The 12,289-nt window shown below is 31.8% G+C and carries 11 protein-coding genes; 8 read left to right on the top strand and 3 right to left on the bottom strand.

Going from position 1 to position 12,289, the window contains the following annotated elements; all coding sequences use genetic code 11:
• The first annotated feature begins 320 nt into the window (after positions 1-320).
• The 4 genes from thrS (at position 321) to rplT (ending at position 3,591) form a co-directional block, all read left to right on the top strand.
• On the top strand, positions 321-2,267 hold the full coding sequence (gene thrS, locus LPB87_RS20140; protein ID WP_129539511.1) for a threonine--tRNA ligase: 1,947 nt from the start codon (positions 321-323) through the stop codon (positions 2,265-2,267).
• A 22-nt stretch (positions 2,268-2,289) separates the two neighbouring features.
• Entirely contained in the window at positions 2,290-2,838 is a 549-nt protein-coding gene (gene infC / locus LPB87_RS20135) for a translation initiation factor IF-3 (RefSeq protein ID WP_129539512.1), read from the top strand.
• 110 nt (positions 2,839-2,948) lie between these two features.
• Positions 2,949-3,146 (top strand): 50S ribosomal protein L35, encoded by a 198-nt coding sequence (rpmI, locus tag LPB87_RS20130; protein WP_007810722.1) that lies wholly within the window; start codon positions 2,949-2,951, stop codon positions 3,144-3,146.
• Between the two features lie 100 nt (positions 3,147-3,246).
• Positions 3,247-3,591, top strand: a complete 345-nt coding sequence (gene rplT / locus LPB87_RS20125; protein WP_035633036.1) for a 50S ribosomal protein L20 — start codon at positions 3,247-3,249, stop codon at positions 3,589-3,591.
• A gap of 106 nt (positions 3,592-3,697) precedes the next feature.
• Here rplT and LPB87_RS20120 read toward each other — a convergent pair whose 3' ends face one another.
• From LPB87_RS20120 to LPB87_RS20110, 3 genes are all read right to left on the bottom strand, one after another.
• On the bottom strand, positions 3,698-4,732 hold the full coding sequence (locus LPB87_RS20120; protein WP_230729120.1) for a hypothetical protein: 1,035 nt from the start codon (positions 4,730-4,732) through the stop codon (positions 3,698-3,700).
• A gap of 61 nt (positions 4,733-4,793) precedes the next feature.
• Positions 4,794-6,329, bottom strand: coding sequence for a sulfatase-like hydrolase/transferase (locus LPB87_RS20115; protein WP_230729119.1), 1,536 nt, complete (start codon positions 6,327-6,329; stop codon positions 4,794-4,796).
• A 469-nt stretch (positions 6,330-6,798) separates the two neighbouring features.
• On the bottom strand, positions 6,799-7,704 hold the full coding sequence (locus tag LPB87_RS20110; RefSeq protein ID WP_230729117.1) for a hypothetical protein: 906 nt from the start codon (positions 7,702-7,704) through the stop codon (positions 6,799-6,801).
• Positions 7,705-8,056: 352 nt separating this feature from the next.
• Here LPB87_RS20110 and LPB87_RS20105 point away from each other — a divergent pair, with 352 nt between their 5' ends.
• From LPB87_RS20105 to LPB87_RS20090, 4 genes are all read left to right on the top strand, one after another.
• A complete protein-coding gene (locus LPB87_RS20105; RefSeq protein ID WP_230729116.1) occupies positions 8,057-8,257 on the top strand; it encodes a hypothetical protein in 201 nt (66 codons plus the stop codon).
• 58 nt (positions 8,258-8,315) lie between these two features.
• A complete protein-coding gene (locus LPB87_RS20100; RefSeq protein ID WP_230729115.1) occupies positions 8,316-10,022 on the top strand; it encodes a tetratricopeptide repeat-containing sensor histidine kinase in 1,707 nt (568 codons plus the stop codon).
• A gap of 9 nt (positions 10,023-10,031) precedes the next feature.
• On the top strand, positions 10,032-10,700 hold the full coding sequence (locus LPB87_RS20095; RefSeq protein WP_230729114.1) for a response regulator: 669 nt from the start codon (positions 10,032-10,034) through the stop codon (positions 10,698-10,700).
• Between the two features lie 512 nt (positions 10,701-11,212).
• Positions 11,213-12,277 (top strand): type I restriction endonuclease, encoded by a 1,065-nt coding sequence (locus tag LPB87_RS20090; RefSeq protein ID WP_230729113.1) that lies wholly within the window; start codon positions 11,213-11,215, stop codon positions 12,275-12,277.
• The last annotated feature ends 12 nt before the right edge of the window (positions 12,278-12,289 follow it).

The raw sequence follows: 12,289 nt of genomic DNA, 5'->3' as shown, positions 1-12,289 counted from the left end.
TAAACCTCATCTCAATACCTTAAAACAACAATCAAAGTAAATTCTATTCCTTATATACAATAAGAAACAACAATCCTTCCTATATATATATACTATTCAACTCTTACTTCTCTAGACACCCTTATATAATATAAAACCTACTACCCTAGCCCCAATAGAAATGGAAATCCTTTTATGACGGGGTTCGGCATAAAAGATTGAAATGTATAGTGGGATTGAGCTCCTAATAAATTTTACTCTTATATATAGTATAAACTTCTACATATATATTGTATGTATTTTTGTAATCCACTATATTTGCATTCATAAAATTATAAACAATGATTAAGATTACTTTACCCGATGGGTCAGTTAGAGAGTATGCTTCTGGCGTAACTCCTATGGAGGTTGCGAAAAGCATTAGTGAAGGATTTGCCCGAAACGTGATTTCGGCTTCTTTTAATGGTACAACTATTGAAACCGAAACTCCACTAACGACCGATGGTAGTCTTATTTTATATACATGGAATGACACTGAAGGTAAAAAAGCCTTTTGGCATTCGACTTCACACGTAATGGCTCAAGCTCTTGAGGAGCTTTTTCCTGGAATTAAACTAACTCTAGGACCTGCTATCTCAAATGGTTTTTATTACGATGTTGATTTTGGTGACCAAAAAATAACTGATGCTGATTTCAAAAAGATTGAAGACCGCGTTCTTGAAATTTCAAGAGGTAAACATGAATTCAAAATGCGCCCTGTAAGCAAAGCTGAAGCTTTAGAACTATACAAGGACAATGAATACAAAACTGAATTAATCTCTAACCTTGAAGACGGAACCATCACTTTCTGCGATCATGCTACTTTTACTGACTTATGTCGTGGTGGCCATATTCCTAATACTGGAATCATCAAAGCGATGAAAGTAATGAGTGTTGCTGGTGCTTACTGGAGAGGTGATGAAAAAAACAAACAATTAACTCGTGTTTACGGAACTTCTTTCCCTAAACAAAAAGACTTAACTGAATATTTAGAACTTCTTGAAGAGGCAAAACGTCGTGATCACCGTAAGCTTGGGAAGGAACTTGAGTTATTTGCTTTCTCTCAAAAAGTTGGACAAGGTTTACCTTTATGGCTACCTAAAGGTGCTGCTTTACGTGATAGATTAGAACAGTTCTTGAAGAAAGCTCAGAAGAAAGCTGGTTACGAACAAGTGGTTACTCCTCATATTGGTCAAAAAGAGTTATACGTAACTTCTGGTCACTATGCTAAATATGGTGCTGATAGCTTTCAACCAATTCATACTCCTGCTGAAGGAGAAGAATTTTTATTGAAACCTATGAACTGCCCTCATCACTGTGAAATTTACAATGTGAGACCTTGGTCATACAAAGATCTACCTAAGCGTTATGCTGAATTTGGTACTGTTTATAGATATGAACAAAGTGGGGAATTACATGGTTTAACTCGTGTACGTGGCTTTACTCAAGATGATGCTCATATTTTTTGTACTCCTGAACAATTAGACGAGGAATTCAAAAAAGTAATCGACTTAGTACTTTACGTATTTGGTTCTTTAGGTTTTGAAAACTTTACTGCTCAAATTTCTTTGCGTGATAAAGAAAACAGAGACAAATATATCGGTAGTGATGAAAACTGGGAAAAAGCAGAAAATGCTATTATCAATGCAGCAGCTGACAAAGGCTTAAATACTGTGGTTGAATATGGTGAAGCCGCTTTTTACGGTCCAAAACTTGATTTCATGGTGAAAGATGCCTTGGGAAGACAATGGCAATTAGGAACTATCCAAGTTGACTATAACTTACCTGAGCGTTTTGAACTTACTTATAAAGGAGCTGACAATGAATTACATAGACCTGTAATGATTCACCGTGCTCCATTTGGTTCGATGGAACGCTTTATCGCAATTTTACTAGAACACACTGCAGGAAATTTCCCACTCTGGTTAATGCCAGAACAGGCTATAATCTTGTCTTTGAGCGAGAAATATGAAATATATGCTAAAAAAGTTTTAGATTTGCTAGAAAATCACGAAATTCGCGCCCTAATTGACAACAGAAGTGAGACCATAGGTAAGAAAATTAGAGATGCAGAAATGCAAAAATTACCGTTTATGCTGATTGTAGGTGAGGAAGAAGAGAAAAACGGTACTATTTCTATTCGCCGTCATGGTCAAGAAGGAAAAGGAAACATTACAGTTACAATTGAAGAATTTGTCGCAATTGTGGACGAAGAAATAAAAAAGACATTAAAAGTATTTACAGTTTAACTTAAATTATAAAGTCATAGCAATAAGAAGCAACAGAGGTTACCAACCTCGCGTAGAAAAAAAAGATGCACACAGAATAAACAATCTTATTCGTGTTCCTGAAGTACGCCTTGTAGGCGAAAACATTGAGCCAGGCGTTTATAAAATAGCCGAAGCTCTACGACTAGCTGATCAATTTGAATTGGATCTAGTTGAAATTTCGCCAAATGCAGAGCCACCGGTTTGTAAGATCATGGATTACAAGAAATTTGTTTACGAACAAAAGAAACGTGATAAAGTCCTGAAAGCAAAATCGACTCAAGTTGTAGTGAAAGAAATTCGCTTTGGTCCTCAGACTGATGAGCATGATTATGAGTTTAAGAGAAAGAACGCTGAAAAATTCCTTAAAGAAGGTGCTAAATTAAAAGCATTTGTATTCTTTAAAGGACGTTCTATTATCTACAAAGATCAAGGTCAGATTTTATTATTGAGACTAGCTACAGATCTTGAAGAATATGGTAAAGTAGAAGCTATGCCAGTTCTGGAAGGAAAGAGAATGATTATGTTCATTGCTCCGAAGAAGAAAAAGTAAATTCAGTTTACAGTTTCAGTATTCAGTTTTACAACTTGAAACTTGAAATTTGAAACCTTAAACTTGAAAACAAGATAAGTAAGTAAGAATAAATTAAAACACTAGGAAAAATGCCTAAAATGAAAACAAAATCTAGCGCCAAGAAACGTTTTAAAGTTACTGGTTCTGGAAAGATTAAAAGAAAGCATGCTTTTAAAAGTCACATCTTGACTAAAAAATCTAAAAAACGTAAATTAGCTTTGACACATTCAGCGTTAGTTCACTCAACAGATATGAAAAGCATCAAACAACAATTAAGAATTATCTAATAATTCTTTAGGTTAAAACATTTAAAAATAACCTTGGAGTATGGCCGATAAGTTCCCTTGATTAAATTCGGGACGCCAGCTACAAAAACACATAAAAATTATGCCAAGATCAGTAAATTCAGTTGCTAAAAGAGCAAGAAGAAAAAAGATAATGAAGCAAGCCAAAGGTTTCTTTGGTAGACGTAAAAACGTTTGGACAGTTGCTAAAAATGCGGTAGAGAAAGCAATGTGCTACGCTTACCGTGATAGAAAAGTGAATAAAAGAAATTTCCGTGCATTATGGATTCAACGTATCAACGCTGGAGCTAGATTGGAAGGAATGTCTTATTCTCAATTCATGGGGAAAGTAAAAGCTAACGGAATCGAATTGAACCGTAAAGTTCTTGCAGATTTAGCGATGAATCACCCTGAAGCTTTCAAAGCAGTACTTAATAAAGTAAAATAAACGTTTTATAAACTCAATTTATATTACTTACTTATATAAAAACCCAATCTTTCGATTGGGTTTTTTGTTTTTTAATACATGGATAAAAAGGTTCCTTCTGATCTTGCTATTTATCAGTGACTACTTTTGCCACAAAAGAAGATATTTCTTTTGTATCTGTGTCTTCCTTGACTACATATATCCCTAATACATTATTTTTATATACTGTGTTGGCACTTGTAACACTTGAACCTGGAAACTCAATATCTATCCAATTTGCTTCTCCAAATGATCCATCTGAATTTCGACTAACTGAAACGAAAGATGCTCCATTACCATCACCATTTAAAGTTATCCAATCAGCAGGCATATTATAACCGTTGTCTTTAGAATCTGTAATTCCTTCAAAATGAGTGATTATTGACAAAACTGTTTCGTTTTTATAACTAAATGTTTTTAAATTACTTATCTTTTTAGTTTTACCATTATAATCTACAAGAAATGCTTGACTAAGCTTTCCTAATTTATGGCTTGAATAACCACCTGCCAATGTATAACTATCTTCGCCATTATACCAAATCCCATAAAGAGTATTAGTTATTGAATCTGGCAACTTAAATTCTGTATATTCTTTAGTTGTTATATCATATAGAAATGCATACCCGTTTTTATCATTCTCTACATCATAATTTCCAACTGCAATTCCCCCCATAATACTATGGACAAAGACATTGTTAGTATTTCCATTGTTTGGCGAAATTCTAATCCAAGTTCCTGATCCATCCAAAGGTCCTTCATAATAAAACCCAAGATTCCCACTTGGTAATCCCCCTGTAGCTGTTGTTATTTTATATGACCCTACAATTTGTATAGATCCGTCTGGTCCATTATTGGGTCCATAACATGAAGTATTAGTGACTATCTCTGATGCTGTACTTGGAAAATTAACGACATGCCATTTTCCATTGTTACCATTTCCAATTAACTTTCCTTCGTAAATTAATCCTTGAACGATATTATTTTCTCCGAGTAAGCTAGCCGTGATATATACATTTTCTGAGTTAGTAACTCCTCTTATTCCTTGTATTGTTGTTTGTCCATCTGGATTATTAAAATCCATATAACTTACTGCATTAACTTCTAGATTTAGATTTTGTTCCATAATGTTTTTTTTAGATTATTAATTAGTTTACCCTTTTACATTACTATATCATCAATAATCTTTAGTTGAATTTTACTGTGTTAAAGACATCTGTCGGAGTATTTACCCAGAGTTTGTCTACCTCTAGCTGATGTAATTGCTCTTCTAACTCCATTCTTATTTCACTATACCCAGGATCATAAGCTAGATTATTAATTTCTAGTGGATCATTTACTAAATCATATAGCTCGTATTGTTTGAAATAAGCACTTGATGCATCAAAGTAATAATCGAATTTCCATTTTTCTGTTCTTATACAGCGAATGCGATTAGCAGCTTTTACAACCGCCCAATTGCTATTTGAACCAGCTTTAATATCATCGTAAGTAAACAAAATACTGTGCTGAACAGCCGTACCAGTATCCATAATTGGCAACAAACTGGTTCCTGCAAGTCCTATAGGCGGATTTGACACATTAGCAATATCAATAAAAGTAGGCATAATATCTGCCAATGTAGCTAATGCCATCGATTGCCTAATACTATGATTTTTAAACAAAATAGGATTTGAAATTACTAGTGGGACACGTAATGCTTCTTCATATGCAACAAACGTTTTCTGACGTAATCCTCCATGAGCAAGCCCCATCTCTCCATGATCTGATGTCAGGGTAACAATTGTTGAGTCTGCTAATTTCTTTCCATTTTCATCTTCTTTGTATAATTCTTCTATAAGATATCCAATTTCTTTATCAACATGACTTAACAGATTTCCATAAAAATTGATATAATTCAGTTTTTCTTCAGATGTAGCTACAGCTCCCAAACTTAGAGCCATATTAATTAAAATTTGCTCTTGCGCCATTGGCTTTTTGTTTTCAAGTAAGTTTTCATTTACTGTAGCAGGAAGCTCAATCTCTCTACCTGACCAACTATCTGGATGATATCCTGAAGTAGCTGCTGATTTAGGATATGCCAAAACATCATGAGGATTAACTAATGAAAGGACCAAACAGTATGGTTTATAATTCCCAGCAGCTCTTTTTATCTTTACTTCTTTCAAATACTGTATTGCCTCAGCTGTATATCTGGCATCATGATTAGCATATCCCCCACCAAAATTAAGAGGATTAACATCTTCACCTGCATCTGGGGCAATCCAGCCCATTGCACCAAATAATGAAATATCTGCGGCTGTTAAATTCTCGTAATTCGTCTTTGTACCATTAGGAGCTACTCCTTTACTCATATGCCATTTACCTCTGTATTGTACATCGTATCCATCTGCCCAAAGTACATTCATGATATTTGGCAAAGTATTATCTAATGTTGGCTCTTGTGGGGATAAAAGTCCTCCTTCAGTTAACGTCTGACTTACTCCATGTTTTGCAGGATAAGTCCCTGTAAATAGTGTTGCTCGACTTGGAGAGCACATACATGTATTACAAAATGCTCTATCAAAACTAAATCCGTTTTCTTTAAGAAAAGTTAGAGTTGGAAGATTTTTCTCCTCCCATCCTGGTGGAAAATGTTGTGTAGCTCTTTGTTCATCAGTGATGATAAGAATAATGTCAGGCTGTTTGCCAATTTTTTGGTTAAGTTTTTCTTTTAAGTCCATTGCTTCTTGTTTAAATTATTAAATAAAAAATGCAATTATCTATGTGTCTGCAAAAAACACATACTATTAATAAATTTGGAGTAATCTAAAAAATAGTTGTTTTTGGAACTTAAAAAAATTTAAGAAGATATAGTTATTATGTGTGGTATTCCTCTGAGACTAAACTATCACTAAGGCTTTCTATGTTACAATCTAATCCTGTCTATCTAAAGACTAGACCTACTGATGAATCTAATCAATAACTAAAATAAAACTAGTTCCAAATTAGTCCATAAATCAATATAGCTGAAATAATTAAAATAAAGTAACACTAATAAAACTACACAACAAAGAGTATAAACACCTGTTTTACAAATAAATAAAAACAAATCACATTTACAATAAAAGATGTTTTATTTATACAGAGAAAAAAAACAATCTCTGAATTAGTTTCATTAACTAAATCAATATAAGAATTATATGTAAGAAATTAATTCTCCCTTTTTTTTAAAATGTGCCTATCAATAATATACTGCGTAATAGGCTTTAATGTTTTTTCTGTTTCGGGATGCAATCCTGGAGCTGTAAAATATTCATAGTTCCCATCAAAACACTTACCATACCAAACACAAGGTTTTCCCATTTTGAAAAAACTTGTTGTATCACAAACTTTAATTTTTTTGAAGTTTGAAATTAAACTTTCATCTTTCTTAATAACTATAGGTTCAAACAATGTCATTGCATCTGAAACCTTTTCACAAGGTATTTCCTCATAGTGGTCCTTATTCCAAACCATACAATTTTCATCATCATTAAAACTCCAAATTGCAAATAGTCCTGCAGATACAAGGATAACAGCTAGCACAGCTAGGTAGGTCTTCTTAAAACCACTTTTAGTTTTTAACATTGGCTTACTTGGCTCTCCAACAAAAGATTGAGCAAGGACATTTGTATCACCAAACATTAATGGTCCTTCTTTTGGAATAGATTGGTTAATATCTACCACAATAGATTTTGGTGTATTTACAACCAATTCTTCTCTTAAAAACCTACTATACGGTCTCATCTCAAAATCTACCAAAATTGCTGCCAATTCAATCCTTGCAGGATTATCCGATTCTTTCTCTCCTGTTAAGAAAGAAATAATAGATCGAAATCTTGAAATTTCAAATCTCTCAATAACTCTTCTTAAATCATCTCCTTCTTTAGCATTTAGGAATACTCTAAATGTATTTTCATCATTTATTGACAATGATCTGTCAAAAAGAATCAAACATAAATTACGCAATTGTGCTGGTGAAGGATTCAGTAAAATACCTGTCGGTTCTTCCAACTTAAAAACTTGGTATTTGGTTTTTATCGCATTTTTATATTCTTCAAAAGTAATTCTACTCATAAGCATTTATCGGAATTGTTAAACATTTTGCAACAATCAGCAGAATTATCAGCATTACTGGAATTTCATCTCAATGCCCTGCCAAAGCTGTCATTTCTTTGCCTCAGAATTAGTTACCGGTTTAATCTGCAGGTTAAAACAAATGTACAAAACTACTTCTTTAAAAAAGTGCGTGAATCCGTAAGACCGAGTTTATTCGGGAAGTATAGATAAGATCATACTGTTTCACCCACTTCACTTCCCAAGAAAAAATCTAAAAAAGCAATCCGCAAAGTGCGGTTTGTAAATCAGCTAAAAATTCGATTTCAAATCGAACAAGCTGAACTATGTCTAAATTTTAAACTTAAAGAAGATGAAAAGAATTTTTATAGTAGCGTGTTATATAGTAGCCAATTTGGCTTTCGTATCTTGCACGAATGATGATATTGAAGATACAATAAGTAAGAATAAATTATCAGTAGCGGCAGATAAACCAGATGATGGCCCATCTGACTCTGGAGGTGATGGTCAAAATGGACAAACTCCAATTCCTCCTCCAAAGAAAAAACCATAATTAATTACCTTAATTAAATATAAACCACAATTTAATTAATTTTCAGTATTTTCGGGAAATGAAACTTATCAAAGTGCATTTCCCGATTTTAATTTTAACCTTAGTTCTGGCGATTTCTTCCTGTGAAAAAAAAACAGATACTGTCACAGAAACAGAAAACAACTATACTAATTATATAGCATTAGCAGATCAGCATTTTAATAATCAAACATATGACAGTGCTTTTTATTATTACAATAAATCCAGATTAGAATGCAAGCCTGATGAGAATGAAAGAATAATTTATGCCTATTTAAAAATGGCAGTTACACAACAAATTCAAGGAGATTATTCTGGTAGTGAGACTAGCGCAACTGAAGCAATTCCATTTTTTACAAAAACAACCAATCCCTACTATAAATGTGCCGTTTACAACAATCTAGGCATAAATTATGAAAGATTAAACGAATATGATGATGCTATCTATAATTATAATCAAGCAATAAAATATGCAGAAATTGGTCTGCAAAAAGACGTCTTAAATAATAATATTGCAGTAGTATATATAGGAAAAACTAATTATGAAAAAGCAATAAACATATTATATCCTTTGAGTCAAAAGAAAGACATTGCAAATGATCCTAGAAATCACGCCCGAATACTCGACAATTTAGGGTATTCATACTACAAATTAGATAATCCAAAAGCAGTCGAATATATAGAACAATCAAAATTAATACGTCAAAATATAAATGATGATTTTGGTATAACTACCAGTTTTCTTCACTTATCAGAGTTATATTCTAACAACAACATCAAGCTTGCTCATGAATATGCAAATCTAGCGTATCTAAAAGCAACCGAAGCTAATAATGTAAATGATCGTCTATCATCATTAAATTTATTAATCAAAAACTCTAATGGTGAAAAATTAAAGAAAACAACCCTCCTCTATTTAAAAATAAACGACAGTATTATTAAAGCCAGACAGAAAGCAAAAAACCAATTTGCAAAAATTAAATACGACTCTAAACTAGATCGAGAAGAAAATCTAAAGTTGAAAGCACAAAAAGCAGAAAATGCATTGCAATTAGAAAAAATAAAAAATAGGAATTTAACCTTGTACATTATAATTAGTCTTGTTTTAGGATCTATCTTCTTCCTTTATTACTATTTAACGACTAAAGGAAAACGAGAAAAAACTGCTGCTATTTATGAGTCGGAAACTAGAATTTCTAAAAAACTACATGATGAACTAGCCAACGAGGTCTATCATACCATTGTTTTAGCTGAGACCAAAGATCTGTCTTCATCTGAAAATAAAGAAATTCTCCTTTCAAATTTGGACACAATATATTCTGGAACCCGAAACATTTCAAGACAAAACAGTACAATTGATACTGGAGAAAACTTCGAAAGTGAACTGAAAGAAATGCTATCTAGCTATAATGGCAATGAAGTAAGCGTAATTATAAAGGACAATAATGATATTAATTGGCCAAAAATTCAATCTGAGAAAAAAATTGCAGTTTACCGAGTTCTACAAGAATTACTAGTCAATATGAAAAAACACAGTCAATGTTCTTTTGTTGTCATTGGCTTTGAAGAAAATGATAAACAGGTACAAATACAATATTCTGATAACGGTATTGGTTTTAGTGGAAAAATGAATTTAAGAAATGGTCTTAAGAATGCGGAAAACCGTATTCATAACATAAAAGGAACGCTTACTTTTGAATCTGAACCTAACAAAGGATTAAAAGTAAAAATCACATTTCCAAAATAATACACATATATGTTTACAAAAGTTTTAATAGCAGAAGATATAGATTTTAATGATATTGCAGTTAAGCAAGTACTTCAAGAACTAAATGTTCCCGAAATAATATATACTAAATATTGTGATGATGCTTTACTTAAAATTAGAGGAGCTGCTCATGAAAACAATCCCTATCAATTATTAATTACTGATTTATCCTTTAAACCAGATCATCGCGAAAACAATTTAAAATCAGGTGAAGAACTTATTGCTGCAGTAAGAGAATTATTTCCAGAAATAAAAATAATTGCATTTTCTATAGAAGATAAATCGTATCGCATAAAGTCTTTATTTGACAATTTTAACATCAATGGTTTTGTAATGAAAGGGCGCAATAGTATTCCTGAATTGAAAAAAGCTGTACAAAATGCTTTTGATACTGATGAAAAATACCTTTCGCAAGAATTAAATTATATGCTTCGCGACAAAACGGCCAATGAAATAGACAACTACGACATTCAACTTATCAAATATCTTTCTATAGGTGTATCTCAGGATCATATGGAAGCTAAATTTAAAGAAGTTGGTATTACTCCTAATAGCAAAAGTTCTATCGAAAAACGCATAAACAAACTTAAAGTTTACTTTAAAGCTAATAATCCCACACATCTCGTAGCAATTGCAAAAGATTTAGGTTTGATATAAACCTGTCTTTTTATTATTCTTCATCTCTATGCTTTACGGATTTCCGTAAGGATACTCAACAGTATGTTTATAAGTTTGGCAAACCAAATTTAATCTTATGAAGGGTAATTATTTTATACTACTATCAAGAAAACTCTTAGCAAAAAGAATCTCTCCCAAAAACAAAATTATACTTAAAACAACACTTCTTTGTTTTTTATTATCTTTTGGGATAACATTCTTGGGCTCTGTATCGGGATGTATTGATCTAGATTGGAGATTACTATTTATTCCAGCAATAATAATTTTTCAAATCGTACTACTCATACTTGCAATTATAAATAGATATAAAAAAGTGTAACCTTTTTTGAACAGCTCATCTAATCTTATTCTGAAATACTGTAACTCTTCTTTTAAAAACAGACATTTTTATTTATTATTTTACAGAATGTGGAAATCCGTAACAAACTGTTATACATTGACATTAAGTTTGATGTATTAATAATTTAATTCAAAAAATTAAACTAATAAATATGGAAATCAATACACAACTAAAGTCCTTAGCAGATAAAATTAATCTACTAAAAGATAAAATTGAAACTGAAGAATCTACTAAACATGCCTTTATTTTACCATTTATCAATATACTTGGTTACGATACTTTTAATCCGACAGAAGTTGTTCCTGAATACACTGCCGATTTAGGGTTAAAAAAAGGCGAAAAAGTCGATTATGCAATTTTTCAGGATGGAGCCCCAATATTAATTATTGAATGTAAGAGCTGGAAAGAGAAACTTACAATACATAATTCTCAATTATTTAGATATTTTCATGTAACCAAAACACGATTTGCACTTTTAACTAACGGAATTACTTATCAATTTTTCACCGATTTAGATGAAAAAAATAAAATGGATGAAAAACCATTCCTAGAATTTGATATTACTAATTTAAAAGATAATGCAATAAATGAAATAATCAAATTTCATAAATCTAATTTTGATGTAAACAAAATAGTAGATAATGCGAGTTTACTTAAATATACTACTGAAATCAAAAAACAAATTAATAATGAATTACAAAATCCATCTAACGAATTTATAAAACTTTTTGCCAATAAAGTATATACTGGAAGATTAACAGAAAAAGTGGTTGAAGAATTTAAAGAACTAGTTCAAAAAGGTTTTAATCAGCTTATTAGTGAAAAAATAAATGATCGGCTTAATGCGGCAATTAATAAAGAAAGTCAGAAGCAAAAAGAAGAAGCTGAAGAGATCACCATTATTGAAGACAATAAGATTATTACCAGCGAAGAAGAATTAGAAGGTTTCAGAATAGTCATAGCCATACTTAGACGAAAAATCCCAACAAGCAGAATCGTTTCTCGCGATACACAATCCTATTTTGGAGTACTACTTGATGACAATAACCGAAAACCATTATGCCGTTTACATCTTAACGGAGGAAAAAAATATATTGGGTTATTTAACAATAATAAAAATGAAGCTCGTCAAGCTATTCAAAGTATTGATGATATCTATCAATTTGAAAATGAATTACTGGAAACAGTTGGATTGTACGAAAAAGAGAATAATTAATCTATAAAAATT

It is taken from the genome of Flavobacterium sp. EDS, from assembly GCF_020991525.1.
In the GTDB taxonomy this organism is placed as follows: domain Bacteria; phylum Bacteroidota; class Bacteroidia; order Flavobacteriales; family Flavobacteriaceae; genus Flavobacterium.
The sequence above is the reverse complement of the archived record's forward strand: the minus strand, read 5'-3'. Positions and strand labels throughout refer to the sequence as shown.

Excerpts from the sequence above, each read along its gene's own strand:
- rplT (WP_035633036.1), top strand. The coding sequence starts at position 3,247 with ATGCCAAGATCAGTAAATTCAGTTGCTAAAAGAGCAAGAAGAAAAAAG.
- LPB87_RS20095 (WP_230729114.1), top strand. The coding sequence starts at position 10,032 with ATGTTTACAAAAGTTTTAATAGCAGAAGATATAGATTTTAATGATATT.
- LPB87_RS20100 (WP_230729115.1), top strand. The coding sequence starts at position 8,316 with ATGAAACTTATCAAAGTGCATTTCCCGATTTTAATTTTAACCTTAGTT.
- thrS (WP_129539511.1), top strand. The coding sequence starts at position 321 with ATGATTAAGATTACTTTACCCGATGGGTCAGTTAGAGAGTATGCTTCT.
- LPB87_RS20120 (WP_230729120.1), bottom strand. The coding sequence starts at position 4,732 with ATGGAACAAAATCTAAATCTAGAAGTTAATGCAGTAAGTTATATGGAT.
- rpmI (WP_007810722.1), top strand. The coding sequence starts at position 2,949 with ATGCCTAAAATGAAAACAAAATCTAGCGCCAAGAAACGTTTTAAAGTT.
- LPB87_RS20110 (WP_230729117.1), bottom strand. The coding sequence starts at position 7,704 with ATGAGTAGAATTACTTTTGAAGAATATAAAAATGCGATAAAAACCAAA.
- LPB87_RS20115 (WP_230729119.1), bottom strand. The coding sequence starts at position 6,329 with ATGGACTTAAAAGAAAAACTTAACCAAAAAATTGGCAAACAGCCTGAC.
- LPB87_RS20090 (WP_230729113.1), top strand. The coding sequence starts at position 11,213 with ATGGAAATCAATACACAACTAAAGTCCTTAGCAGATAAAATTAATCTA.
- LPB87_RS20105 (WP_230729116.1), top strand. The coding sequence starts at position 8,057 with ATGAAAAGAATTTTTATAGTAGCGTGTTATATAGTAGCCAATTTGGCT.